Raw genomic sequence first — 26,658 nt, 5'->3', positions numbered from 1 at the left:
CAAAGTACAACAAAGGGAGAGCATGGGACCGCTGGAGCCCATCTTGTTGCACAAAGTACAACAATAGAGAGAGCCTTGGGCGGCGAAACTCTCAACATGATGCACTTTGCGCAACATAGAGGAGGGGCCAGACAGTGCCTAACCTCCGCACCAACAGGCGCTCATCTCATCCCCCGTTACTCTGCCGTTCGCCAAGCGCTCAGCAGCTTCTCATGCTGCTGAGCAGCTAGATCGAAGCGGTAGCTAGCAAGCAGATTCTCCAGCTTCACTGGCGCAAGGAGCGGGTTCACCGGAATATCCGGCGCCACTGGAAAAGAGAAGGCGGTGTTCATGTAATCCGTCTGCACCTCGCGGGACAGCATGAAATCGACCAGCTGCTTAGCCGCAGCGGTGTTGTTGCCGCCCTTCAGGATCGACACGGCTCCAATCTCCCAGCCGGCCTGCGGCGGGATGAAGGAGGAGATGTTGTAGCCGGAGTTTTTGAAGCGCAGCTGGTCGCTCAAAAACGAGACGGCCGCCGCCATCTCGCCTTCTGCCAGATGCTGCGCGCTTGTGTTGCCGGCGAACGTCATGGAGGCGCTCTGCTTTTTCAGCGCCTGCATCAGAGCGATCGCTTCGCTGTCGCCGCGCTGCTGGGCGAGAGAAGCGAGCAGCGTATAGCCGGTTCCCGACGTCTCGGGGTCGGGAATCTCGATCTTGCCCTTGAGCTCGGGGCGCAGCAGATCTTCGTACCGCTGCGGCAGCGGCAGACCCTTCAGCTGAGGGTCCTGCTGCCAGACGGTCTGGTTCACGCCAATGGCGAGCGCCCCCATGTACATGCCGGTCCAGTAGCCGGCGGCATCTTTGTATGTAGCTGGAATGCTGCTTGCAGCTGTTGGAGAGTAGCGAAGGGATTTGCTTTTGTTTTTGAGCTGCTCATGCAGATCGGCAGGACCGCCGAGGACTACATCGATGCCGGTTTTACCCAGTGTCAGCAGATGGTAGCTGGCTTCGCCGCTCGACATCCGGATGATGTCGTAGGACTGGTCCGTTTTTTCCTTAAACGTTTCGAGCAAAATCCGCCCGGCATCTTCCTGGAAGATCACATATACTTTGAGCGGCTGATTGCTTTTCTTTTCCCCGATGAAGCGAAAACCAAGGAAAATCGCGACCCCCGCTAGGAGCACGAGCAAACTTTTTTTCCACATGCTGCAAAATCCCTCCTGAACAGCCAAAAAAGGAAACCAAAGTTTCCCTTTTCAGCCAAGCTGCTAATTGTATTTATGTCCTATTCCTTTATCTTCATTAAATGAATTTTATCATCACTGGCATGAATCGTGACATTCCCTTGAAACCTGGTTAATCCGATGTCATACGCATCAACAATCCATTCTTTCATATTATCATCCATAATGAAATACCGCTCTTTTTCACCGAGGAACATCGATGATTTCACGAAACCGCTAACGGCAAAACTACCCGCCTCCCGCGCATTAATCCGCATGGATTCCGGACGAATGCTAAGCAGTACTTTTTCGCCTGGCACAATAGCCTCATCTGTCGTTACGCTGGCTGTGCGGCCGCTCGCGCCATATTCCACTATGGCCGTACCACCCGTCACTTCGCGCACAATAGCATCAACGAAATTGGTTGTACCGATAAAATCGGCGACATACGGGGTGCGAGGCTTGTAGTAGATCTCATGCGGCGTACCGTACTGGTCAATCGCGCCTTTATTAAAAACAACGATGGAGTCGGACATCGACAAAGCTTCGAGTTGGTCATGGGTGACGTAGATGACGGTTAATCCAAGCTCTTGTTGAATGCTGCGCAGTTCCACGCGGACTTCTTCCCGCAGCTTCGCATCCAGATTACTGAGCGGCTCATCCAGCAGGATGATCGGGGAGTTCATGACCAGTGCACGGGCCATAGCCACGCGCTGCTGCTGACCGCCGGACATTTCGTGCGGGTAGCGCTCCTCCAGTCCAGTTAGCTTCACTTTGGCCATCGCCGTCTTTACGCGTTCTTGTACTTCCGCTTCAGGGCGTTTCTGAATATCCAACCCGTATGCAACATTATCGAACACGGTCATGTGCGGGAACAAAGCGTACTCCTGGAACACCATCGGCGTTCCGCGTTTATAGGGCGGCAGATCGTTGACGAGCTGGCCGTCTATTTTAATTTCACCCTCATCTATCGTATAAAAGCCTGCAATCGAGCGCAGCAGTGTTGTTTTTCCGCATCCGCTAGGTCCTAGAAACGTAATGAACTTTCCCCGTTCGATTTGCAAATCGATCTGTTTGAGCACGTGGTTGCTGCCGAACACTTTACTGACATTTTTTAAATCCAATAAAACTTGTATACTCATCATTTCTCACTCCTCATCTAGAAATCAAATATTTTAACCTTCGAGCGGAAAATGAGCTTCATTACACCGAGCGTAGCCAGTGTAGTTCCCATCAATCCGACGGCAACAGCGGCTGCCCAGTAGTAGGTCCCGGTCTCAGCGTAGTTGAAGATCGATACGGCGGCGACGACCCATTTGGGCGTAATCAGAAAGACAATGGTGCTTAAGGTGTTCATATTTTTCATAAAAGCGTAGACGAAGTTGGCGACAATGGTCTTTTGCAGCATCGGAAACACGATGGTTGTCAGTGTACGGCGGCTGTCCGCTCCGAGATTGGTCGCTGCTTCCTCGATGGATTTGTCGACCTGCTTGAAGGAGGCGGTGAGTCCCCGATACCCAACTGGCATTTGTTTAAGCAGCATGGCTACGATGATTAAGATGGCGGAGCCTTGAAGCATGATGGGCCCGTTGCTGAAGGCCACGATTAAGGCCAAGCCAACGAATGTCCCTGGCAAAGCAATGGGCAGAACGGCCGTGAAATCGAGCATTTTTTTACCTGGAAAAGGCTTGCGCACCACGACATAAGCCAGAACTAAGGCGAAGCCGACGGCTAGAATAGAAGCGATGAGCGACAGCACCAAGCTGTTAAGAACAGCGGGGCTGGACGGGTTGAACACCATTTTCGTGATATGACTCAGTGTAAAAGTGTTGTCTCTCCCGAAGTTCTTCGTGAACGCGAACAAGATCGTGATAGCGAACATCGACAGGATGAAAAGCGCCATAATGCTGTTAAAAATAAACAAAAGGATGTCCGTCTTGCGGGACGTTTTGACTCGGTTTAGTCCAGAAACGGGTTTTCCGGTTATCGTGGAATAGGAGCCCTTGGACAGCAGTTTGCTTTGAATGACGAAAACTAACAGGGCGGGAATCACGAGAATGACGCCCATTACGGATGCGAGGCCAGGCTCGTTATTAATGATTTCTCCGTAAATTTCAACAGCCAGAAGGGAGTAGTTGCCCCCAATCAGCTTGGGATTTCCGAAATCAGCAAAGCAGTTGATCGCCACGAGCAGGAACGCGTTGATAACGCCCGGCAGCGCTAATTTGAATGTGATGGTGCGGAAAAGCTTGAAACCGCGGGCCCCCAGGTTCTGGGCGGCGATTTCCAGATTAGGCGATATGGAGCGTAGAACGCCCGTAATGGTCATGTAGGCAAGCGGGAAATACGAGATCGTTTGTACGATCCAGAGGCCCGGCAAGCCGTATAAATCAAGCTCGACGTTGAACCAAGCTTTGAGTGTTTGCGACACCATGCCGCCTCTGCCGAATAGAAGCAGGAAAGCGAGGCCGGTCATGACAGAAGGCGCGAGAATCGGGAGAAAGGCGATAAACCGGAAAAACTTTTTCCCCACAATGTTACTGTAATGAATCGAATACGCATAAATAAAACCGCAAACCGTTGCCGTTAGTGCGGAAAGGGAGGAACTGACGACCGTGTTCAGCAGGGCGGTGCCGTAACGGCTTTTGCTGAAGAAGGTCGTCCAATCCGTTGCTCCCGGCAAGGCAATGACGTAAATAAGCGGATATATGACGAAGAGACAGAGTACGGCGAAACTGATGAGTACGAGGATCAGCGAGGAGGGATCTTTCACCAGCTTGCTGATCGAGGTGCCCATGCCTTTTTTTTCTATAATCATAAGGGGCTCACGACCGCCTTCCACATTCTTGGTTTAGATGGGCATTGGTCCGCAGAAGATGCGGGTATCTGCGGCACCAATAACCTGGAAACGCTTTCTTATTTGAGGTTCTTGAGCGCGTCCTGCAGCTCTTTGCGCTGCTCGGCAGCTTTCCATAAGCTGTAGCTTGTGTTGTATTTGGTTGTTTTGATGTCGATACCGCCTTTAGGAATCGGTACCGTTGGTTTCACAGAGCTTGCAAAAGCCGATTCGGTATAAAGAAGTCCAGGTTCATTCGTTAACATGAAATCCATGAGTTTCTTGGCGCCTTCGGTGTTTGCGCCGCCTTTGACAATCGCCAGTCCGCCAACTTCATAACCTGCCGCTTCCGGAACGATCGAAATAATCGGGCTGCCTTGATTTTTCATTTTTAGCTGGTCGCCAAGAAAGGTGATGCCGATGGTGTACTCTCCTTTAGCCGCTTTTTGAATCGGCTCGATCCCTGATTTCGGTCTTTCTTTCAGGTTAGGCAGCAGCTTGGCTACATAGTCCAGCATTTTGTCTTTGCCCCATACTTGAGCAAGGGAAGCAACGGCTGTATAAGCGGTACCGGAGGTTGCCGGGTCGGACATGCCGATTTCGCCTTTAAATTTAGGGTCAAGCAGCTCTTGGAACGTCTGCGGATAAGGCGCGGTAGCATATTTCTCTTTCCAACGCTGCTCGTTGATGCCAATAGCAATCGGATTCAGGTAAAAACCAGTCCAGGATCCCTCTTTATCTTTCATATTGTCTGGAATATCTTTGGCGTTCGGAGAAATGTAATTCTCCAGTGCGCCTGCTTTTTTCAATACTTCGTGCGAATCTGCCGGGCCGCCCATGAGGAAGTCCGCTTGGGGTTTGCCCATTTCATTTTGAACGCGTGTCACGGCTTCACCGCTCGGGAGGCGAAGAACGTCGTAATCGATTCCGGTCTCTGCCTTGAATTTATCCAGAATCTTACGCGCTTCTTCTTCTTGGAAAATGGAATAAACGGTAATTTTACCTTTCGCTTTCCCACCAAAAACACCGGACTTGTACAGGAAGAATCCTGCGACAAGCACGACAACAATAAGGGATAAAATCATAACGGAGCTGTTACTTTTCTTTCTAGCCATTTCATCAACCATCCCCTCGATAGGTTAGGAGGCGTCACTTAACTTGAAATAGGCTTTATGGTTGGTTTCGTCCAGCAAATCGAACACAATGAAGTAAGCGTTATCATAGAGATCGATATGCAACCAATGCTTTCCGCTCGCAGCTTCATCCTTCAGCTGTACAACATAGTGAGCGCTCGGGCGCTCTGCCATGAAGTCAAAATGGCTGAAGTCGATCAACCGGACCGCCGTTCGCATCTGTGCTGTCAGCGCAGTCCGATCCCTCTCGGATAACGCGGTAAGAACGCCGTCCTGCAAGCGAAATACTTGATGGATCGGATTCGCAATCACACTGCCGACGGTTTCTGCGGTGAGCGTTTTGTCGATCAGCATATTTTGCAGTTTGCGGATCTCCGCGCTAGTATCCAGCGAGTTCACCAAGTCACTGCCGAAACGGAAGCCGCTGGTCCCGATTTGAAAAGGCACATCCTCTTGATCCAAATAGGCCATGGAGCCTGTTAGCAGCAGCCGTGAAGCGTTTGCACGAGTGGGCTGCCCGCTGCCGTTTAATAAACGTGTGAATGAAGCTTTCCACGCAATCAACTCTTTGGGATCATCAATCGAGATGGTGCCGATACCCGGGTACGTGACATTCATGCTCATGGGAACGCCGTCGAACATGTCACGGCTGTTCGGGTCCTTCGGAATCGTTTGAACTTCATCGACGCCGATTCGGAATACATAAGCAAAAATGCCGATCAGCGTACAACCGATCACGATTTGCAATAAGATGAGACGCAACCATGAAAGCCCTTTCTTCTCCTCTTGCATGTAGATTACTCTCCTTTTATCTCAGAAAAATCATTGATTTGTATCAATTTTGTAACAAGCCTAGAGGGCGTACAGGTTCCATTTGGAAGCTCAAAATGACTTCCGTTCCGCTTCCCTCACGGCTGTGAACGGTGATGTCGCCACCTTGCAGCTCCATCAATTGCTTGCAAAGCAGCAGCCCAAGCCCGTGGGAGTGAGCGGATACAGGCCGCTCGGCTTTTTCAGCAGAAGGATGGAACAGTGTGCGTGTTTCCTCTTCATCCATGCCTTTGCCGTTATCGGTAATACGCACGAGACAGCGGTATTCCTGCTGCTCCAACCGTACGTTTAGCTGCGTGCAGTCGCTATGCTTGATAGCATTTTCTATGACGTTGAACAAAACCTGCTGTGTACGTTTTGGATCCATGTATACCTCACACGGTTCTACTTGGACAACTGTCGTAATGGCAGATTTATGCAGTGTAGGCTCCAAAATGCGCAAGCTATCCGTCAGGATCGCAGCCAAGTCGGTACGCTCAAGCTGCACCCGCCAAGCCTCATCGCCTTTGAGCGACGATTGCAGCAGCTCTTCGACCATTTGCAGCAGTCGCGTGCTTTCCTTGCGGATGTACACATTACATGTTCGAATATCATCGATGCGCTCCATTTTATCAATCAGATCGGAGAAACCGATGATGGAGGTTAGCGGCGTTTTTAACTCGTGTGTGACATTGTCGTAAAATTTTTTCTGCTTGCTCTGCTCATAATGGAGCAGCTCGATATGCTCTTGCAGCGCCTCGGACATTCGATTAAAGTCATCGGCCAACTCCCGCACCTCGTCCTGGCTGCGTACGGTTATTTTTCGACTGAAATCGCCTACGGTCACTAGCTTCAAAGCCTGCTGCAAGGCGTGCAGCGGTTGCATGATGAAGAAAGAGAACGAGTAGCTCGCGAGCAAAGCGACAAGCAGGCAGCCTAGTGCGACGCCAATAAACCAGGTCCTCATCGCGGACAGGGTTTCTTCATGTTTATTTAAATCGAGCAGGTAGCGGAACCCGCCGACAATTTTGCCTTCGTAAAGGAAAGGAGAGGCATAGATAAGCATCTTGCTGTTCTCGCCTTCCGTAATGACGGTGGCGGTTTGCCCTGCGAGGGCAGCGTCGATATCGCTTCGCTTTACCAAATCTTCTCTATTGCCGCTATCTCCGATTATGGTGCCCTCCGGATCAAACAGCTGGACTTGGAAGTTGCTGTTGGCGGCAAGATGTGAGGCGATAAGCGGGGCGTACGTCCCGGAAAAGAGCTGCTCGATGCTAATTTTTTTATCGTTTACAATTTTTAATGCCTCGATGCGGTGGAGGTCGTAATATTGGCTAAGCGTCTGGGTATCCCGCTCAATCATACTTTTGCTTAGCGTATAGTTGACGACTACATACATCGCGGCCAGCAGCATGATAATCGTAATGGTATGCTGAATGAACAGCTTATTGCGCAGCTTCATGGCTCAAACCTCCAGCTTGTAGCCCATTCCGTGAACCGTGGCCAGCACATGATCGTGGGGTTTCATTTTCTCGCGGAGCCGGTTCACCATCATATCGACGGAGCGGGTTTGTCCGTAGTATTCGAACCCCCATACCTGGTCCAAAATGTGCTCCCGCGTGAACACTTTCTTCGGATTTTTACACAGCAACCAGAGGAAGTCGAACTCCTTGCTGGTTGTTTTGACGAGTTGGCCCGCCACTTTCAAAGACCGCTCATTGCGATCGATCTCTATGACCCCGGCTTGGAGGATATCAACCGCATGTGTTGTGGCATCCGGGGTCATTCGGCGCATAACCGCCCGAATTCGCATGATTAGCTCCCGTGTTTCAAAGGGCTTGGTCAAATAATCATCGGCGCCGAGCTGGAAGCCTAATATTTTGTCGTTCATTTCGTTTTTCGCTGTGAGTACGATAACAGGTATGTCTTTATACGATTGTTGCAGCGTTTTCAAAAGCTCAAAGCCCGACTGATCCGGCAGCATCAGATCCAGCAAGATCAAATCAATCGGCTGCGCAGCGAGCACGTCGAGACCGGAGGCGACGGTGCCGGCTACGATCGGGTGAAAACCCTCAACTTCAAGGCTTAATTTGAGCAGCATTTGGATGCTGGAATCGTCTTCAATAATTAATATCGTCATTTGGAAAGTTCCTTTCCGGCAGCTTTTTGCATATCGTAGGCATGTCTCATTAGGCATCATCTATGTGTATACATTCTACACAACAGACGAGCTATGTAAATACGATTGACTTATATTGCCTTTTACAAAAAGCGTTTTCAACCTTATGATGAGAGTGCGATGTAATATTTCTTTCCGTATTAGGGAACTTAATTTGATCTGCAACGTACTACAACAGGTGACAACAAATCAGATCCGACACGATGTGGAGAGAAGGAGTTCTAAACGGAATGAAGCATGATGATAAAAATGGGTGGCGTTCAGACATCGCGCCCTACGAAAGACCGCATATGAAACACAGCCTATGGCAAATTATGAATACGTTAATTCCCTTTTTTGCATTATGGTATTTTGCATATTTAAGCCTTTCGGTCTCGATCTGGCTTACGCTTGTGATCGACATTATCGCCTCCGGCTTCTTGGTGCGCATTTTTATCATCTTCCACGATTGCTGTCACAAATCATTTTTCAAAAATAAATGGGCGAATGAAATCGTCGGTACGTTGACAGGAATTCTGACATTCGTGCCATATCATCAGTGGCGTTACACGCACTCCATTCATCATGCATCCAGCGGCAATTTGGACCGCAGAGGTGTAGGCGATATTTGGACGTTGACGGTTGATGAATATCAGAAATCCTCATGGAAAAAAAGGCTTACCTACCGGCTATACCGCAATCCGCTGATCATGTTCATCATTGGACCGATCTTCATTTTTCTTATAGATTATCGTTTTAACCGCAAGCGTGCGGGAATGAAAGAACGCATGAATACGTATATCACGAATGTTAGCATCGTGGGAAGTTTAGCGTTGCTGTGCTGGGCGATTGGCTGGCAGTCGGTGCTCCTTATTCAAGGTCCAATGTTTTTCGTTTCGGGCATGATGGGGATTTGGCTGTTTTATGTGCAGCATAACTATGAAGAGACTTATTTTGAAAATGAACCTGAGTGGGATTATGTCAAAGCGGCGATGCATGGCAGTTCTTTTTACAAGCTGCCTAGAGTGCTGCACTGGATCACGGGGAATATCGGGTTTCACCATATTCATCACCTGAGTCCGCGAGTTCCGAACTATTACTTGGAAAAGGTTCATAACAAAAACGCTGTGCTGCGCAACGTGCAGACGATTACGCTGATGACGAGCTTGGAATCGCTCAAGTTCCGCATTTGGTGTGAAGATACGAAAAAATTCATCCGCTTCAAGGATTTGAAGCCTATAAAAGTGAAGCGAGGCCTCGTCAAAACGTTGGAAATGGACTAAATGTTGAAAAGCTGGCGGTTAAAGTGGAAATTCTACTTTGGCTGTTAGCTTTTTTTGTTGGGTCTGTGGTTGGTGAGGGGAGATTTGGGGAATGGACCGCGGCAGCGAGCTGGGCGTTCATAGTGTGTTGGTCCTCGTTGGATGAAATCCAACGAAAAGGCGATTTTGGGTGCTTTTAGACCCGTTTCGTTGGACTAAATCCAACGGGGGGCTCGATTTGGCGCTGATATGAGGCCATTTTGAAGTGAGTGATTGGATTTCATCCAATGGAGCGGAGGATTTAAGGCGATAAAGCGTGTTTCCATTGGAAATGATCCAATGGAACTTGAAGTAGCGGGAGATGATGGTGCTTTACCCTCGAACTTGCCCCTACCACTTACCTACGTTGCACTTTCTACAGCATAGAAGCCGCATAAACAGCACAAGCCCTACTCTCATTGCACAAAGTACAACCATTTCACCCAAAGTCGCCCTTAAAGTAGCTAATTTTAACGATATCGTTGTACAAAGTGCAACGTAGAAAGCTCCAGGTGTGCGTTATCTGCCTTTTCGTTGCACAAAGTGCAATGTAGGGCAGCCTAGGCGCAAACAAGTAGCCTTATCGTTGCATTAAGCGCAATGTAGGTGATTGGATTTCATCCAATGGAGTAGAGGATTTAAGCCGATAAAGCGTGTTTCCATTGGAAGTGATCCAATGGAACTTGAATTAGCGGGGGGTTACCCTCAAGCCGCCTGTGTTTCTTATCTACGCTGCACTTTCTACAACGTAGAAGCCGCATAAACAGCACAAGCCCTACTCTCATTGCACAAAGTACAACCATTTCACCCAAAATGGCCCTTAAGGTAGCTAATTTTAGCGATATCGTTGTACAAAGTGCAACGTAGAAAGCTCGAGATGTGTGTTATCTGCCTTTTCGTTGCACAAAGTGCAACATGGAGTGCTTCAGGTGTGCGTAAGCAGCCTTTCGTCGCTCAAAGTGCAACGTAGAATGCCCCAGGCGTAAGCAATCAGCCTTTTCGTTACACGAAGTGCAACAAAGGCAAGATAACTTGAAACGCTAGGGGAAACTGGTGTCATCGAACGGTTTATTTAAGGAACAAGGTTGAATTTTCTTCCACCTGACGAGCTGCTCTAGTCGCCCCATATTGTATTTTGTGCAGTGTAGAGCAGGCAACAACCACAACCACAACCTAAAAAAAACACAAGTCGGTGAAAAGACATTCCATTGTTGCAAGCGCTTTAGCAAGGTACCATAGGGGTATAACATCGACGAAGAAATAGTGAGGGGGGCTAGATGATGGCGGTAGGCGCGCAAGCGGTAGAACAGATGAATAAGCGTGCGCAGACGAAAAAGGGCAAATCCTTTCTGCGAACGTTTTGGAAGTATAGGGCGCTGTATCTGATATCAGTGCCAGGGATTTTATATTTTATTATTTTCAAGTATGTACCACTGCTAGGTTCAGTTATTGCCTTTCAGGATTACAACATTTTTGACGGCTTCACCGGCAGCAAATGGGTGGGTTTTGAACATTTTACACGGATGTTTGCCCATTATGATTTTATCAAAATTTTGAAAAATACCGTCTTAATCGGGATCTACGATTTAGTGCTTGCATTCCCTGCGCCAATCATCCTGGCTCTCTTGCTTAACGAGCTGCGCGTTGTGCTGTACAAGCGCGTTCTTCAGACGGTCGTCTACATGCCTCACTTCCTGTCATGGGTTATTGTGAGCGGGATCGCCATCGGCATTCTTTCCCCTTCGACTGGCGCGGTGAACCATTTCATCGCTTGGCTCGGGTTTGAACCGATTTACTTCTTGGGCGAAGAATCCTGGATCCGCACGGTTCTCATTTCGTCAGGGATTTGGCGGGATTCGGGTTACGGCACGATTATTTATTTGGCAGCTCTTGCGGGAATTAATCCGGATCTATATGAAGCTTCGGAAGTGGACGGTGCCAATCGGTGGAGACAAACCATTTCGATCACGCTTCCATCGCTGCTGCCAACCATTATGATTTTGTTCCTGCTGCACATTGGTAAGTTCTTAGATTTCGGCTTCGAGCGCGTATACGTGTTCTTGAATCCGCTGAATAAAGAAAATGGTGAAATTTTGGATACCTACATTTATACCGCGGGATTATTGGGCCAACAGTTCAGCTATACAACGGCCATCGGTCTTTTCAAAGCAGTAGTAGGTGTCATCTTTATTGTAACAGGTAATGTGCTCAGCAAAAAAACAACGGGTGAAAGCTTGTATTAAGACGGAGGTGAACGCTATATGAATCGCAAGCCGACAGCCGGTTGGCAAGTTTTTAACATATTTAACGTCGTATTTCTAACGCTCCTATCATTGGCGATGCTCCTGCCGTTCTTAAACGTGCTGGCTCAATCGTTCAGTTCATCTCAAGCTATCGTGAACGGCAAGGTTTTGTTCCTGCCAGTACAATTTACAGCGATCAACTATCAATATGTGTTTAGCGACGCGGCCATCTGGCGTTCTTTCGGAGTAACCGTGTATATTACGGTAGTGGGCACGCTCATCAACTTGATTGCAACAGCTTCACTGGCTTATCCGGTGTCGCGCCCCGAGTATGCCGGACGCAATGCGGTCGTGATTATGGTTCTAATTACGATGGTATTTACAGCACCATTAATTCCTAACTTTATTTTGATGAAAAACTTGCATCTGACGAACTCGCTTTGGGCTCTTATGATTCCAGGTGCGATCAGCGCATTTAACTTTTTCGTGATGAGGTCGTTCTTCCTGCAGATCCCTAGCGAATTGATTGACTCCGGCCGGATCGACGGCTGCTCGGAGCTCAGAATGATCTGGAACATCGTGCTTCCTCTATCCAAGCCGGTTATGGCGTCCCTTGGGATTTTCTATGCCGTAGGCCACTGGAATACGTATCAAAGCGCGCTTTACTATATCAACAAACCAGCACTATGGCCGCTTCAAGTGAAGCTGCGCCAGCTCATTGTATCTGAAGATATCAGCATCGATCCTAACTCTTCGCAATTTAGCGGACTGGCTCATATGGATCCGGAGGGGATCAAGATGGCGACGATTATTATCGCGACGATCCCGATTATCCTGATTTACCCGTTCTTGCAGCGTCATTTCGTCAAAGGGATGATGGTAGGCTCCGTCAAATCATAAGGATCATTTGTGAAATCATGTATGAGATGGCGAGTTTTAACAACATTCTAAAAAAAAGACAATTCGAACTAAAGACAGCCCATATCGACAAATTGTAAACGCTTTTACAATGAGTGTGTATGAGGTCATATTTTAGCGAAATGAAAAGAGGGGTAGAAATGAAAAAATGGATTCCCACGACGATGGCCGCAGTTCTCTTGGCCACTACGATGGCAGCTTGCTCTTCCAAGCCAGCAGAACAACCGGCAACCAGTGCGGCAGCTAACGGAGCTAGCGCAAAGCCGGCGGAAAAAACGAAGTTCTCCATCTCCTTGCGTACACTGGCATTCGGGCACGTGGAGAAGTCTCCTGATATCAACCAAGACAAATGGGTAAAGAAACTCGAAGAACTAACAAACTCCGATTTGAATATCGTGCTTGTTCCGCACAAAGAATATGAACAAAAAATGATCCAAATGTTTGCAACCAACGACATTCCTGATGTTGTTCAAGGCAGCGGCGGTGTGAACGGGAAAGAAATGGCGGGTTCCGTGAAAGCAGGCGTATTCATGCCGCTGGACGACTTGCTGAAGCAGTACGGCCCGAATTTGCTGAAAAAAGTGCCGAAAGACGCTTGGGATAACGTAACATACAACGGTAAAATCTATGCGATTCCAGAGTATTTGTCCAACCCATCCCGTCGCGCGATCTTCGTTCGTAAGGACTTGCTGGATAAAGCCGGTCTAGGCGTGCCGAAAACAGTCGATGAGTACATGGCTGTACTTCGCAAGTTCAAAGAAATGGGCGTTGAGAACCCTTACATGGGTCGCGAAAACTTTAAATATGCGGATTCCTTCTTCGGAGCTTATGACGTCTATCCATACCTCTCCATGTTTGAGAAGTCCGGCGATCAAATTTTGCCGAAGTTTTTCGACACAGAGAATATGACCAAAGCGCTTCAAACCTACAAAACGATGTTTGACGAAGGTTTGATCAACAAAGAATTCGCAACGATCAACGCAACGGTATTCAAAAACACAATCCTTGCCGGTAAAGCAGGTATGTGGTCCATGAACGCCAATGAAATGCTGCAATGGGAAACACAGTTGAAAACGACGGTGCCAACGGGCGATATCGAAATCATCGCATCCCCGACAGGACCGGACGGTAAAGGCGGCCACTACTTGTACGGACCTGCGCCGCGTGCTTACTTCATCAACAAAAATGTGAAAAATGCTGCGCAAATCATCAAATTCTACGATTGGATGATGTCTGACGAAGCTGAGAAATTCTTCACATTCGGTATCGAAGGCGACACGTACAAAACGGTAGACGGCAAAATCGACTACAAATCGCCGACAGATTCGGCTGGTGTAGATGAAGAGCGTTACCGCCAATCCTTCTTGTGGTTGGTTCAGGATACAACTTATAATAAAGGCACACTTAGTATGACAGAAGATGGCAAAAAATTAATGAACGTGTACGATACGACTTTGAAAAATGAAGGACGCGACGGCATCAACTTCGAGCCGCGCCTGGAGTCCTTAATGAAAAATCCTGACATTTCACCGCTGTCCGACCAAGCGCCTCCTGTTATTCTTTCTCACATGGTCAAAATGGTGTACGGCAAAGAGCCGATCTCCGACTGGCCGAAAGTATTGGAAGAGTGGAAGTCCAAAGGCGGCAACGAAGTGATCAAGGAAGCTACAGAGAAGTTCAATAGCAAAGATTCCGGTACGACTGTGTCGATGCCGCGTAAATAAGCTCAAGCAATTGAGCATGACCGACTCCTCACGAGCAAACCAGCGCGTGGGGAGCGGGCATTTCAGAAGGGTAAGAAGGGAGCTGCCGCCTCATGTACCGCATCCTCATTGTCGATGACGAACCGATGATACGCAAAGGATTACAAAAGCTAGTCGAACAATCGGAGCTGCCGATCGAAAGCCTGCGAACGGCTGAGAATGGTGTTGTCGCCTTACAGAGGATTCAAGAGGATCGACCTGACTTCCTGTTTACCGATATTCGTATGCCCAAAATGGATGGTTTGGAGCTGTGCGCCCGCGTGGCCGAAATGGATGCGGACATCCAGGTTGTCGTCATTTCCGGGTATAGCGATTTTGAATATGCCCAGAAATGTGTTTCTTATGGTGTCAAAGAGTATTTGCTGAAGCCTGTAAATATCAAAGGGTTTCAGAACGTATTGGAGAAGCTGATCCGTACCAAGTCCAAAGTAAGCTCGGAATCTTTCATTGCCGTAACGAAGCTGGAACAATGGGCGAGCCGCATGGAGCATGCGGTCTGGATGCTGCACCAGGCGGAATTAGACAGCTTGCTCGAAGAAATTTATACAGAGCTCAAAGATTATAAGCTGAAGCTGAACCGGCTTCTCGATATTTTGCAGGAAATTCATACCTTGCTGCATCAACGTTTGAATGTGCGCGATGTTTATCTCATGCAAGGCGAGCTTGCCCTAACCGGCACTGACAGCGAAGAGGAAGCTTGGCTCCGATTCACCGGTGCGGTCTACGGCCACTTGGATGAGCTGAGGAATAAGCGGAAAGGGAAGCTGAAAGACCCTGTAGAGGTAGCGAAGCAATACATTGAGACGCACCTCGCAGAGGAGGTTTCCTTAGAGGAAGTCGCCGAATTTATCGGACTCAACCCATCGTATTTTAGCCAATTGTTCAAGCAAAGTACATCGGAAACATTCGTGCAGTACCGCACACGCAGGCGCATGGAAAAAGCGAAAAAGCTGCTGGAGCAGCCGCAATGGCGCATCACGGATATTTCGGGGGAAGTCGGATATGCTGACCACCCGCATTTTACGAAAACATTCAAGAAGTATGAAGGCTGCCTTCCATCCGAGTATCGCCAGCAAATGGGGATTCGTACATGAGAGGCAAGACGCTGTCACGGCAAATTTTTTCCAACTTTCTCATTGTGATCGTGCTCTCCCTCGTATCGGTTGGCGCTTTCTCCTATGTGCAGTCTTCCAGAGCGCTCGATGGCCAGGTAAAGCAGTACATGGAGCAAATGATCGACAGTGCCAACTATCAGACGGATAGTTATTTGCAGGCCTACGAGCTCCTCAGCAATGCGTTTTCCTCTAACTCGGATGTGCGTGCATTTATGGAAATCAAACCGGATGATTCGTACGAGTACTATGTTTACAGCGAAAAGATCAAGGAATTTGCACGTATTTCGGTCATTTCCGTTGTGACGTTATATAAACAGTTGAACATGATTTATGCGGTTGGCCAGCATGGGCGCTCAGTCATCTATGAGAATCAGAATTTGCTGAATTTTGATCCCGTACTGGTGAAAGAAAAGTATGATTATTTGATGAAAATGACGCCGGTAGACGGAAAAATCTCGCTGCTGAATATGAGCATTCGCGAGGTGGATCAGGGCTCTGTCGTGACGATGGCACGTAAAGTAAGAGGACCTTCTTACGGGGATGCCAATCGCGGAGTCGTCGCCATCGAGATTAAGCTGGATGAGCTGGCGAAGACGTGGGATCGGGTGAGTCTGGGGAAAAAGGGTTTCTTTTTCATCATAGACGATGCTGGAAACTACATCTACCCTCGTTCGATGAGCGAGCGCAAGCCGCAGGACGATTTGGCTTCGCATGTGCTGGCAAGCGGCAACCAGACCTTCATTTACAAGTATGACGGTGAGGAGCGCATGTTTGTGTCGCGCAAATCGGGTTACTCCGATTGGAATCTGGTTGCTTCCATGCCGGTTGACGAGCTGCGGCGACCAGCTGATACGATTCGAACGACAACAATCAGTGTAGGTTTGATTACCCTGGCCATTGCGTTGTGGTTGGCAACCCGTTTCGGGCGTTCAATAATTGCTCCGATTCGTTGGTTGAAAGACAGTATGCGAGAGACGGAAAAGGGAAATTGGCAGTACATTGATGAATCCGGCCGTACGGACGAGATCGGCGGACTTATTCACAGCTACAACCTGATGGTGACGCGCCTATCCGATATGATTGAGCGGGTCTACGAGGCGGAGCTAGAACAGCAGAAAAATGCCTTGGAGCTAGGGGAGACGAAGTTGGAGCGGCAGCGGGCGGAATACCAGTCGCTGCAGCTGCAAATTAATCCTCACTTTTTATATAACACACTCGAAACGATTAACTGTTATGCCATTGTTCAGGATTCAACGGAAATCACCGAAATGGTGGAAGCCATGGCGTTCATGCTCCGTTATTCCGTTCAGACCAATTTGGAAGAAATTACAGTGGCCAATGAGTTGAACCATGTTCGCAACTACATGATTGTATTGCAGCATAGGACGGGCAAAGAGTTCGAAATTGATGTGGCAATCCCGCCATATCTGCTGCTGGAGAAAATGGTTCGGCTGACGCTGCAGCCATTGATTGAAAATATTTTCCAACATGCTTTTCCGGACGGCGTGGAGCCGCATCACTTTATCCGTATCAACGCCAAGAAGGAAAACGGCTTGTTCCAAGTTTTTGTAGAGGACAATGGCATCGGCATGAAGCCGGAGCGGCTTGAGGAACTGCGGAAGAAGCTAGAGCAGAACCGATTGGCGGAGCCGGAAGAGAACGGCTCGCCTCGGCGAGGCGGCATTGGCCTTATGAACGTGCATCGGCGCATACAGATGGTGTTCGGCGAGGCTTACGGGCTGTCGGTCGACAGCGAGTGGGGACGCGGCTCGTGCCTGACGATGACGATGCCGGAGACGGCGCGGCCGAAGATGCGGAGCTGATGGAAGCGGGCCAAACCCGCCTTGCCACTGCCCATCTACGGGCAAGCGAGTTGGGCTGAAGGCAGAGGAGGAACGCCTGGGGAACGCTTGAGTCACGCTGCCAATCCCGCCGGGCCCCCACGTCTTTGCCCATCTAAAAGCTAACGGACTCAGAGGACCTTAATCGGACCAAAAGTCTATCGCGAACAATTTTAACGGACACAGAAGTCCTTATTGGCTTGATATGATGGCATTTCTATGCTCAGAAGAAGAAATAGAGTCGCTCATGTCCGTTAGCATTCAAAAAGGAAGCAAATAGACTCATTTAACGTTCCTAGAGTCCGTTACACTCATCGAGATGGCTAGTCTCCAAGGCGAACGATCAAAATTTTCGTTGGTAAACGGGAAATAGAAGTCGCTAGAGGCTCTTATTTTCCCATTCATATATATCTTATACAAAACATGGGAGGAATTCATATGAACATCAACTTAACGGGGAAAATTGCACTGGTAACAGGATCAAACGCGGGGATCGGACGCGCGATCGCACTGGCTTTGGCTAGCAATGGAGCAAAAGTTGGCGTGAACTGCCTGAACAACGTGGCACAAGGGCAAGAAGTTGTCGCAGCTATTCAAGCGGCGGGCGGGGAAGCCGTGTTAGTGCAAGCCGATGTGACGAATATCGAGCAGATCGATAGACTTGTTAATGAAGTGGAGCAAGCGCTAGGTGGCACCATTGATATTTTAGTCAACAATGCCGGTCATCTGGTACAGCGTGTGCCGAATTCCGAAATGTTTGAAGAGATGTACGACCGCATTATGGATGTTAATTTGAAAAGCACCGTGTTCATGTGCAAAAGAGTGCTTGCCGGCATGAAAGCCAAAGGCTACGGCCGTATCGTCAACATGACATCTGTTGCTGCACATAACGGCGGCGGACCAGGTTCGAGCGTATATGCAGCAAGCAAAGCAGCCGTGCTTACGTACTCCAAAGGCTTGGCGAAAGAAGTCGCAGCTAGCGGCATTACCGTGAATAACGTATCCCCAGGCTTTATCGGGAACACGATGTTCCACGCGACATTTACAACGGACGCAGCTCGTACAGCGACCATTAACGGCATTCCGCTTGGACGTGAAGGAGCACCTGATGATGTAGCTGGCGCCGTACTTTACCTTGCTTCTGATTTGGCTTCTTATGTAACAGGTGAAACGATTGAAATCAACGGCGGGATGATGATGCGATGAGTACCGCGCTTAGATCGGACCGTATCGCCCATATTTTAAAAGAGGAAATCGACAAGCTGCAGCAAGCCGGCAGCCTGTCGATTCCGAAAGAACCTGGTGGCTGGTGGCACCAGTATGTTTGTCCACATCATCACACCGAACTGGTGTTCGATGATGGGCAAGTCGACGCATCCGAGTTTGCGTGTCCGCACGGCTGCAGCATCGAAGGCGAAGCCTACCGCGGCGCTTGGCTCGTGTTTAAACATCAGTCGCTGGCACGCGTTGCGTTGCAGGCAGCGGCTGTCTATGCAGCGCTTGGCGAGGCTTCCTACGCTCAGCTTAGCAAAAGACTGCTCGTCGAATACGCCGAGCAGTTCCCGCTCTACCCCGTGCATCCGGAAGCGCAGAGCTGGATGCTGAAAGGGCGCGCGTTCCATCAAGCGCTCACGGAAGCGATCTGGTCCACAACCCTGATTCGCGCTTACCTGTTACTGCGCGATAAAGGCGTTGTGTTCGATGAGAAGGAGCAGGCGGCTATCGACGTCTTTTTGGGATTGCTTGCCGGGAGTATGGAAGAATACCGGCACATTCTTATTCATGAGCGGAACAATGCGGAGAACAATTACACCGCTTGGCTGAACGCGTCATTGTCTTGCGTCTACGCCGCGCGCGGCGAACAAGCGGCGCTGGAAGCGCTGATTGAAGGCCAAGGCGGCTTCAAGCATCATCTCTCGATCGGCGTGAAACCCGATCAGTTCGAATTCGAAGGAAGCACGTATTACCACGTATTCGTGCTTCGGGCGTACTTGATCGCTGCGGAGATGGCGCAACGCTTCGGTATTGACCTCTACGCCGTCACAGGCGCAGAGGGTCAATCCATGCGCGGCATGCTGGAAGCGCTCGCCGAGCTGGCCGACGACCAGGGCGCGCTGCCTGCCCTGCATGACGGGCCGCTCGCGCGTGCTCCCTATGCCCGCGAGATCGCTGAGATCGCGGAGCAGGGGCTCGCGATCTACGGCATTGCCGGCCTCGCGCCGGTATTGCGCGAAGCTTACCGGCAGCTGGGCGCTGCCGGCGGCGAGCAGCTAGAGGCGCTGCTCTATGGCACAGACGAGCGCCCACAGGCTCCTACGGCTCCGCGGGCTTCAAGGCTCTGGCCGGATGCCGGTTTCGTCATCGGCCGTGTGGCGGGGAACCCGCTGTCATTCCTCGCCGATTTCGGCGAGCATGGCGGTTCCCACGGCCACTACGACAAGCTGCATCTAACGTTGATGCACCCTGCGCAAACGCTTACTCCCGATTTTGGCATGGTGCCTTACGGCTCGCATATGCGGAAATCGTGGTTTGCCGAAACGTCCAGCCACAACACGGTGTCGCTGGACGGCATGTCTCAAGCGCCGCATGAAGGTCGCTGTGTTCGCTACGAGGCGTCTAGTGACGGGAAGTGCGTCTACGCCTGGTTGCAATCTACTGGAGCCTACGAAGGTTGCACGATGAATCGCCACCTACTGCTCACGGACGAGTGGCTGCTGGATTGGTTCCAGGTGGAGCTTGCCGAAGGGGCGCGAAGCATGGAATGGTGGATGCACCCGGCTGTTCAGTCTTTAACAGGAACGCTTGAAGAACGGGACGAGGTTTACACACTTCGGATTCAAGAGAAGGATGCTTCCTCGTTGGCTGAACAGAAGCTGCCGATCAATGGCGGGCTGGTGCCGGATACAGGCCAAGTGCAGTTGTCTTATGCGCTCGGGGAGGACACCGTCGTGTTCCACACAGCCTTGGCGGAGCCGGGCGACGAGCTGCTGGCGGTACATACGCCAGGGGATTCTATCGACCCGAGTCAACCGTTGACAGCGGTCCTGCACCGTCGTAATGACTGTAGAGCTGATTTCATCCACGTGTATCGGGCCGATAGCAGCGCCTCAATTACCCGTGTTTCCACGCAGGAAATTGAGATTGCCGTACCCGGTCAACCGGAAAGCACATCACGTATTCAACTTACGGAAGATAAAGGTTTAATTTTCATATAGAAGAAGGGAGCATCGTGATGACAACCCTGTCGCCATTATACGAACCGCAGAGCGGCGTATTAACCGTACAATACGAGCCGAATGAGCAAACTGAACTGTTGGAGAACCCGCCACGCTTCACGTGGATTCCGGCCCAACTGGAGAATGACCGTTACGTGCTGCAAATTTCGCAGTCGGACGTATTTTCCGAGGCAGACACGCAAACGATCAAGCCGATCCCCTATAATTTATATACACCGGATGATGCTTTTGAGGCAGGAACTTACTTCTGGCGCTACGCTTTGCTCGGAGAGAAAGACGAACAAACCGCTTGGAGTAAGGTGAGACGCTTTGAAGTCCCGGCTGACCTGCCAGAAACTCCGCTGCCTAGTCGGGATCGCCGCTATGCCGAAACCTCCTTGCAGCACCCTCGGTTGTGGCTTCAGTCCGCTGAGATTGATGCTTTCCGACGCGAGTTGGAGGCTGATCCGACTTACTGCGGGTTCGACGTTTTCTATGAAAAGTCTGTGAAGCCGTGGATGGATCGCGAACTCATCGCAGAGCCGCAACCTTACCCGGGCAACAAACGTGTTGCCAAGCTGTGGCGTCAAATGTACATGGACACGCAAGAAGTCCTGTATGCCATCCGTCATTTGGCGGTGGCCGGAACGATTTTGGCTGACGAAGAGATGCTGGACCGCGCCAAAACGTGGTTGCTGCACGTCTGCAATTGGGATGCGAACGGCACAACAAGCCGCGATTACAACGATGAAGCCTCCTTCCGAATGACGGGAGCGATCGCATGGGGCTACGACTGGCTGCATGGGCAGTTAACGGAGATTGAGCGGAAGCTTGTACGAGAAGTTTTGCTTGTTCGCGCACAGCAAATTGCTACACATGTCATAGACCACTCCAAAATTCATCACGTGCCATTTGATAGCCACGCCGTTCGTTCGCTGTCCAGCGTGCTGGTTCCGAGCTGCATTGCCTTGTTAGAGGAAGAGCCGGAAGCGCGCGAATGGCTGGATTATACCCTTGAATACTATGCATGCATCTATTCCCCTTGGGGCGGACCGGATGGAGGCTGGGCGGAAGGTCCGATGTATTGGACAACCGGGATGGCTTTTGTTACGGAAGCGATGAACTTGCTGAAAAAATATACAGGTATTAACTTTTATAAACGGCCATTTTTTACGAAAACAGGTGATTTCCCGCTGTACGCTTTCAGCCCGGATACGCTTCGCGCAAGCTTTGGAGATCAATCCACGCTGGGAGATCCTGTAAGCCTGAAGACAGGCTTCAACATCCGTCAATTTGCCGGTGTGACCGGGAACGGCCTGTATCAGTGGTATTTTGAGCGAGTACGTGAGACAGATACCGATTCTGAAATGAAGTTTTACAACTACGGCTGGTGGGACTTCCGCTTTGACGAAATGGTTTTCCGTCACGACTATCCGCAAGTGGAAGCTATTGTGCCAACGGATGCGAACATCGAGCAGGTAAAATGGTTCCGCGACATCGGTTGGGTCGCTTTCCACTCGAATATGGCGGATCCTGAGCGCCACATTATGCTGCTTACAAAGAGCAGCAAATATGGCTCCGTCAGCCATAGCCACGGCGACCAAAACGGGTTCCTGCTGCACGCCTATGGTGAACCGCTCGCGATTGAGAGCGGCTACTATGTGGCGTTCAGCTCCACGATGCACATGAACTGGCGCAGACAGACGCGTTCGACGAATAATATTTTGATCGATGGCCTTGGCCAATACGCGGAGAAGAACAAAGTGCTGAACATGGCGGCGAACGGGTTCGTTGAAGTGGCCGAGCAGCGCAAAGGCTACGGCTACTCCCGCAGTAATGCCACAGCAGCGTATAAGGAGTACGTTCCTTATCTGGAACGGTACGTACGCGAGCTGTACTTCTTTGGGACCTATGTTGTCGTCGTGGATCACATCGATCTGTCGCAGACGGGCACCGTGGATTGGCTGTTCCAGACGCTATATGAAATGAAGCTGAACGGACAGACCTTCAAAGTCCAAGGCCGCAAAGCCGATATGGACGGTCGCTTCGTCTATTGCTCTTCCGGCGAGCTGGAGCTTACGCAGCATGAGGGCTTCGCGGACGTGGACCTGAGCGAGATCGAAGGCTTGCCGCTGCACTGGCATCTTAAGGCGACGACGAAGCCTGCGCGCAGCCACCGGATCGCTACGCTCCTGGTGCCGATTAAGCACGGCGAGCCGAAGTATGTGTCCTATTTTATGGACGATCAAGGGTTCGACACGCATATTTACTTTACGGAAGATGGCGTAACTCATCGTGTTGAGGTGCCTAAGGCTTATTAGTCTATTTATTAGAACGACTCTCCCTTGCCAATTTGGTGGGAGGGTCGTTTTTTATTTTCACGGCATGCATTATGAGGAGTCTCGGGACAAATAGAGGGAAAATCTACCGTTATATATGCGGTTCTTGGTCAGTAATACGGATTAACTGTTCGAGCAAGCACCCCAAAAATTGCGATATCAAACCACATCTTACCGCCTCTGTACGTCACTACAATCAACAATAAGGGGTATCCTACTGAATACCGGGGCTATGGCAAGCCTTGCCCTGCACGCTTTACCACTCTTCACGCTCTTTGACAGTCACATCTTTCAATCTTTTCAAGCTTTTTTCAAACGCTTCTCAAACTCTTTCCAAGCTCCACTAAAGGCTCATCAAACCCTATCGCCGATCTTTCCCAAGCCCTTGAAAGGATACATTCAGGTACATAAACCTATAAAAAGTAAACATGAATCCTAAAGTTCACACATTGTAAGGGTTGCCAATTTCGAGCGATAATAGGGTCATCAAGTTCACCAAACAAACGAGGGGGATTCACATTGATTAAAAAATATAAAGGTCTTCAATTAACAGCAGCAGGCTTACTGGCTATCTCCTTAACAGCATGTGGAGCAGGCGGCAGCACAACGACACCGGCACCGGGCGCAAGCGCATCAGCAGCTCCTAGCGGCGGAAGCACAACGAAAGAAAACGTAACGATTACGTTCCAAAACATATATCCCGATCCGACAGATCCGAAAAACGGCATGTTGAAAAAGATCGTGAACGACTACCAAACGAAAAACCCGAACATCAAAATCGAACTTGATTCCCTGAACACAGATCAGCAAAAGCTGAAGCTTAAAACACAAGCAGCTTCCAAAGAAGTTCCGGATATCACAATCGTGAATCCAGCCGCTCAAATGAAACCTTTCGTAGATGCAGGATTGTTCGCGCCGCTTAACGACATGGTTGAGCAAAACGGCCTGAAAGGCACGTTCCAAGAAGGCATCTTGAACTGGTACACATTCAATAACAATATCTACGCATTGCCGGATGGTAACAACATCGGTCTCGTTTACTACAACAAAGACTTGTTCAAACAAGCTGGCGTAGAAGTGCCGAAAACATTCGAAGATATGGTAGCAGCTGTAAAAACACTGAAAGGCAAAGGCATTCAGCCAATGGCGATCGGTGAAAAAGATTCCTGGACCGGTTCCTTCTTGTTCATGAACGTGCTGCTTCGCACAAATGGCGGCCCTGGCTTCCTGCAAGCAGTTGTTGACGGCAAGAAAACATTCGCAGATCCAGCATTCACGGATGCTGTAAGCAGCTTCCAAGACCTGATTCAAGCTGGCGCATTCCAAGAAGGCGCAACTTCTTTTGACTACAACGCAGGTGAAAACTTGTTCAAAACAGGTAAAGCGGCTATGTACTACATGGGTTCATGGGCAACAGGCGGTATCGAGACTTCTTCCGTTAACGGTAAAGTCGGCGTATTCAAATTCCCAACGGTTAAAGGCAAAGGTAACCCTGACGAGTTCATGCTTGCACCAGGAAGCGCGTTCGCAGTTTCTGCTAACAGCAAACACTTGAAAGAAACGAAAGATTTCTTGAACTACTTCATGTTGAACTTCCCGAAAGAAGCATTCGCGGTTAAAGGCGCAGTAGGTATCGCTCAAAAAGTTGATGGTGACTTCAAAGCGGCTGGATACTCCGATATGGCGATGGAAGTTCTGGATATGTTCAAACAAGTTAAAGGCGGCGACCTTGCGTTCGATAACACAATGAACCCAGGAACAGCACAAGGCCACTTGGCAAGCATCCAAAACCTCTTCGTTCAGAAGAAAGATCCTGCTGAAGTTGGCAAAGAGCACCAAACAGCTTACGATACGAACAAAAAGTAAATAAATAATCATTTAGCAGCCAAATCGGAATTTATCCTAAGCGCCGCAAAGGTGTAGAGGGTGAATTCCGATTGGTATATCTCATGAAGGAGGCGAGCCAAGTGAATGTGTTAAGAGTCTCCAAGTGGACGATTGCCATGTTTGTACTGCCATGTTTGTTGATTTATGTCTGTCTCGTTTTTGTACCGATTCTAGTATCGTTATATAGTGGTTTGCTGGATTGGAACGGGATCAGCGGTGCAAAATTCGTTGGTTTGGATAATTTCCGTAACTTGTTGTTTCATGATCCTGTGTTTTGGCCGTCCGTGAAACGGACTTTAATGTTTGCTGTATTTTCAATGGTTGAAATTCCAATTGCCTTAGGTGTAGCCGTTCTCTTGAACCGATTCATCAAAAAGCCGAATTTTCTAGTTTCTGCTTACTTCTTACCGGTTATTTTGTCCGTTGTTATCGTCGGACAGCTCTGGAAAACCATTTATAACCCTGCCGCAATGGGCGGTATGCTCAATCAAGTATTGGACATGTTGAATTTGCACAGCTGGTCGAGATCCTGGTTAACGGATCCGAAGATTGCTATGTACTCTCTGTATTTCGTGGCCCTGTGGCAGTACCTGGGGTACCACACTTTGATCCAGTTCACCGGCATTCAGAACATTCCTGCTGATATTTATGAAGCAGCGCGAATTGATGGAGCGGAAGGCCTTAAAGCTGACTGGTATATCACTTTCCCTATGAATATTCCGATTTTCAAAATATCGATCGTTCTTGCGTTTATCGGCTCCTTACAAGCGTTTGACATGGTCATGGTTATGACCGGAGGCGGCCCTGCGCATGCGACAGACGTCATTTCTACACATATGTACAACATGTCCTTCCTATCCATGAAGTATGGATATGGTAGTGCGATCGCTGCATTCTTGGTTGTCTTATGTTTGATTGCAACTGTAATTATCAATGGTATCTTTAATAAACTAGAGAGAAGATTTACTTAAGGAAGGGGAGTGTCACCATGCAAGATGTCAGGAAAGCAGCAGTAGCTGCGCCTGCAATGACTCGGAGACGCAAAAGCTTCTCTATCCTGAAAGTTTTGGTCATTGCACTCTTGTCGTTGCTCGTAGTTACACAAGTGTATCCACTGCTTTGGTTGTTCATTTATTCGTTAAAAACCAATGAGGAAATCTTGTCGGGGCGGTTTTTCGCCCTCCCGCAAGTGCTTCAATGGAAGAACTTCTCCTCGGCTGTAGAAGCGGGGCATTACTTCCAGTACTTGAAAAACAGTCTTTTCGTCACATCGGTTACAATGGTCTGCGTTATCTTGCTTAGCTCCTTGGTTTCCTTCGCGATTACAAGGTTCAAGTGGAAATACGGCCAAGTCGTCATGATCATCTTCCTGATCGGGATGATGGTTCCGATGCAAGCGACATTGCTGCCGCTGATGATTATTTTCAAAAACTTGAATGCTTTGAACACGCATCTATCCATCATTTTGCCTTATATCGCGTTCCAGACGCCGATTGCAGTCTTTATCCTCAGCGGTTTCATGAAATCCATTCCGGCTGAGATTGAAGAATCTGCTGTCGTAGACGGCGCGGGGGTTTTCCGAATCTTTGGAAGCATTATTCTTCCGATTTCGATTCCTCCAATGATGACAGTATGTATCTTGACGTTCATCAACATTTGGAATGAGTACATTCTTGCGGCGACATTCATTTCGTCCGAGCGGCTCAAAACGCTGCCTTTCGGGGTGAACAGCTTCGTCAGTCAATATTCGGTAAATTACGGGGCAATCGGGGCGTTTCTCGTGTTAGGTGCGCTGCCGGTCATTATCATTTATTTCTTATTAGCCGATAAAATTACAAAAGGTATGGTAGCGGGAGCGGTGAAGGGTTAACTTCACCCCTCTCTTTTTGCCGTT

Annotated in this window: 19 protein-coding genes; 12 read left to right on the top strand and 7 right to left on the bottom strand. The window is 49.3% G+C overall.

Annotated features, from left to right (window positions below):
- Positions 1-176: 176 nt before the first annotated feature.
- The 7 genes from GON05_RS06710 to GON05_RS06680 form a co-directional block, all read right to left on the bottom strand.
- On the bottom strand, positions 177-1,187 hold the full coding sequence (locus GON05_RS06710; protein ID WP_157318400.1) for an extracellular solute-binding protein: 1,011 nt from the start codon (positions 1,185-1,187) through the stop codon (positions 177-179).
- A gap of 80 nt (positions 1,188-1,267) precedes the next feature.
- Entirely contained in the window at positions 1,268-2,347 is a 1,080-nt protein-coding gene (locus tag GON05_RS06705) for an ABC transporter ATP-binding protein (protein WP_220138872.1), read from the bottom strand.
- A gap of 17 nt (positions 2,348-2,364) precedes the next feature.
- Positions 2,365-4,023, bottom strand: a complete 1,659-nt coding sequence (locus GON05_RS06700) for an ABC transporter permease (protein ID WP_157318398.1) — start codon at positions 4,021-4,023, stop codon at positions 2,365-2,367.
- 98 nt (positions 4,024-4,121) lie between these two features.
- Complete coding sequence (locus GON05_RS06695; protein ID WP_157318397.1) at positions 4,122-5,156, bottom strand: ABC transporter substrate-binding protein; 1,035 nt, start codon at positions 5,154-5,156, stop codon at positions 4,122-4,124.
- A gap of 24 nt (positions 5,157-5,180) precedes the next feature.
- Complete coding sequence (locus tag GON05_RS06690) at positions 5,181-5,966, bottom strand: DUF3919 family protein (RefSeq protein WP_157318396.1); 786 nt, start codon at positions 5,964-5,966, stop codon at positions 5,181-5,183.
- Between the two features lie 43 nt (positions 5,967-6,009).
- Positions 6,010-7,446 carry a HAMP domain-containing sensor histidine kinase gene (locus GON05_RS06685; RefSeq protein WP_157318395.1) on the bottom strand — a complete coding sequence of 479 codons (1,437 nt, stop codon included), beginning with the start codon at positions 7,444-7,446 and terminating at the stop codon, positions 6,010-6,012.
- Positions 7,447-7,449: 3 nt separating this feature from the next.
- Positions 7,450-8,124: a response regulator transcription factor gene (locus tag GON05_RS06680; RefSeq protein WP_181646518.1), complete on the bottom strand. Its 675-nt coding sequence runs from the start codon at positions 8,122-8,124 to the stop codon at positions 7,450-7,452.
- 269 nt (positions 8,125-8,393) lie between these two features.
- Between GON05_RS06680 and desA the strand changes: the two genes are divergently transcribed.
- The 12 genes from desA to GON05_RS06620 all read left to right on the top strand — a co-directional run bounded on the left by desA (position 8,394) and on the right by GON05_RS06620 (position 26,634).
- Positions 8,394-9,425: a Delta(5) desaturase DesA gene (gene desA, locus GON05_RS06675; RefSeq protein ID WP_157318393.1), complete on the top strand. Its 1,032-nt coding sequence runs from the start codon at positions 8,394-8,396 to the stop codon at positions 9,423-9,425.
- Between the two features lie 1,328 nt (positions 9,426-10,753).
- Complete coding sequence (locus GON05_RS06670) at positions 10,754-11,686, top strand: ABC transporter permease (RefSeq protein WP_246238890.1); 933 nt, start codon at positions 10,754-10,756, stop codon at positions 11,684-11,686.
- Positions 11,687-11,704: 18 nt separating this feature from the next.
- Positions 11,705-12,586, top strand: coding sequence for a carbohydrate ABC transporter permease (locus GON05_RS06665; RefSeq protein WP_127453910.1), 882 nt, complete (start codon positions 11,705-11,707; stop codon positions 12,584-12,586).
- Between the two features lie 158 nt (positions 12,587-12,744).
- A complete protein-coding gene (locus GON05_RS06660) occupies positions 12,745-14,328 on the top strand; it encodes an extracellular solute-binding protein (RefSeq protein ID WP_127453908.1) in 1,584 nt (527 codons plus the stop codon).
- A gap of 92 nt (positions 14,329-14,420) precedes the next feature.
- Positions 14,421-15,461, top strand: coding sequence for a response regulator (locus GON05_RS06655; RefSeq protein ID WP_157318391.1), 1,041 nt, complete (start codon positions 14,421-14,423; stop codon positions 15,459-15,461).
- The gene (locus GON05_RS06650) at positions 15,458-17,305 is read left to right on the top strand and encodes a cache domain-containing sensor histidine kinase (protein ID WP_157318390.1); all 1,848 of its coding nucleotides are present in this window, start codon (positions 15,458-15,460) and stop codon (positions 17,303-17,305) included. The genes GON05_RS06655 and GON05_RS06650 overlap by 4 nt, the downstream gene beginning before the upstream one ends.
- Before the next feature lie 456 nt (positions 17,306-17,761).
- Positions 17,762-18,529 (top strand): SDR family NAD(P)-dependent oxidoreductase, encoded by a 768-nt coding sequence (locus GON05_RS06645; protein ID WP_127453902.1) that lies wholly within the window; start codon positions 17,762-17,764, stop codon positions 18,527-18,529.
- Positions 18,526-20,538 (top strand): heparinase II/III domain-containing protein, encoded by a 2,013-nt coding sequence (locus GON05_RS06640; RefSeq protein ID WP_157318389.1) that lies wholly within the window; start codon positions 18,526-18,528, stop codon positions 20,536-20,538. The genes GON05_RS06645 and GON05_RS06640 overlap by 4 nt, the downstream gene beginning before the upstream one ends.
- Positions 20,539-20,555: 17 nt before the next feature.
- Complete coding sequence (locus GON05_RS06635; protein WP_157318479.1) at positions 20,556-22,859, top strand: DUF4962 domain-containing protein; 2,304 nt, start codon at positions 20,556-20,558, stop codon at positions 22,857-22,859.
- A 537-nt stretch (positions 22,860-23,396) separates the two neighbouring features.
- On the top strand, positions 23,397-24,743 hold the full coding sequence (locus GON05_RS06630; RefSeq protein ID WP_157318388.1) for an extracellular solute-binding protein: 1,347 nt from the start codon (positions 23,397-23,399) through the stop codon (positions 24,741-24,743).
- Positions 24,744-24,844: 101 nt separating this feature from the next.
- Positions 24,845-25,735 (top strand): carbohydrate ABC transporter permease, encoded by an 891-nt coding sequence (locus tag GON05_RS06625; protein ID WP_181646517.1) that lies wholly within the window; start codon positions 24,845-24,847, stop codon positions 25,733-25,735.
- 56 nt (positions 25,736-25,791) lie between these two features.
- Positions 25,792-26,634 (top strand): carbohydrate ABC transporter permease, encoded by an 843-nt coding sequence (locus tag GON05_RS06620; RefSeq protein ID WP_127454106.1) that lies wholly within the window; start codon positions 25,792-25,794, stop codon positions 26,632-26,634.
- The last annotated feature ends 24 nt before the right edge of the window (positions 26,635-26,658 follow it).

This window comes from Paenibacillus anseongensis (assembly GCF_009757995.1).
GTDB classification, from domain to species: domain Bacteria; phylum Bacillota; class Bacilli; order Paenibacillales; family NBRC-103111; genus Paenibacillus_E; species Paenibacillus_E chondroitinus.
Note: the sequence above shows the minus strand (reverse complement) of the source record. Positions and strands in the feature narration are given on the sequence as shown.

Bases quoted from the DNA above. Each gene is read 5' to 3' on its own strand.
- GON05_RS06655 (WP_157318391.1), top strand. From the start codon at position 14,421: ATGTACCGCATCCTCATTGTCGATGACGAACCGATGATACGCAAAGGA.
- GON05_RS06620 (WP_127454106.1), top strand. From the start codon at position 25,792: ATGACTCGGAGACGCAAAAGCTTCTCTATCCTGAAAGTTTTGGTCATT.
- GON05_RS06645 (WP_127453902.1), top strand. From the start codon at position 17,762: ATGAACATCAACTTAACGGGGAAAATTGCACTGGTAACAGGATCAAAC.
- GON05_RS06705 (WP_220138872.1), bottom strand. From the start codon at position 2,347: ATGAGTATACAAGTTTTATTGGATTTAAAAAATGTCAGTAAAGTGTTC.
- GON05_RS06710 (WP_157318400.1), bottom strand. From the start codon at position 1,187: ATGTGGAAAAAAAGTTTGCTCGTGCTCCTAGCGGGGGTCGCGATTTTC.
- GON05_RS06650 (WP_157318390.1), top strand. From the start codon at position 15,458: ATGAGAGGCAAGACGCTGTCACGGCAAATTTTTTCCAACTTTCTCATT.
- GON05_RS06670 (WP_246238890.1), top strand. From the start codon at position 10,754: ATGAATAAGCGTGCGCAGACGAAAAAGGGCAAATCCTTTCTGCGAACG.
- desA (WP_157318393.1), top strand. From the start codon at position 8,394: ATGAAGCATGATGATAAAAATGGGTGGCGTTCAGACATCGCGCCCTAC.
- GON05_RS06690 (WP_157318396.1), bottom strand. From the start codon at position 5,966: ATGCAAGAGGAGAAGAAAGGGCTTTCATGGTTGCGTCTCATCTTATTG.
- GON05_RS06635 (WP_157318479.1), top strand. From the start codon at position 20,556: ATGACAACCCTGTCGCCATTATACGAACCGCAGAGCGGCGTATTAACC.
- GON05_RS06680 (WP_181646518.1), bottom strand. From the start codon at position 8,124: ATGACGATATTAATTATTGAAGACGATTCCAGCATCCAAATGCTGCTC.
- GON05_RS06695 (WP_157318397.1), bottom strand. From the start codon at position 5,156: ATGGCTAGAAAGAAAAGTAACAGCTCCGTTATGATTTTATCCCTTATT.
- GON05_RS06660 (WP_127453908.1), top strand. From the start codon at position 12,745: ATGAAAAAATGGATTCCCACGACGATGGCCGCAGTTCTCTTGGCCACT.
- GON05_RS06640 (WP_157318389.1), top strand. From the start codon at position 18,526: ATGAGTACCGCGCTTAGATCGGACCGTATCGCCCATATTTTAAAAGAG.
- GON05_RS06685 (WP_157318395.1), bottom strand. From the start codon at position 7,446: ATGAAGCTGCGCAATAAGCTGTTCATTCAGCATACCATTACGATTATC.
- GON05_RS06700 (WP_157318398.1), bottom strand. From the start codon at position 4,023: ATGATTATAGAAAAAAAAGGCATGGGCACCTCGATCAGCAAGCTGGTG.
- GON05_RS06665 (WP_127453910.1), top strand. From the start codon at position 11,705: ATGAATCGCAAGCCGACAGCCGGTTGGCAAGTTTTTAACATATTTAAC.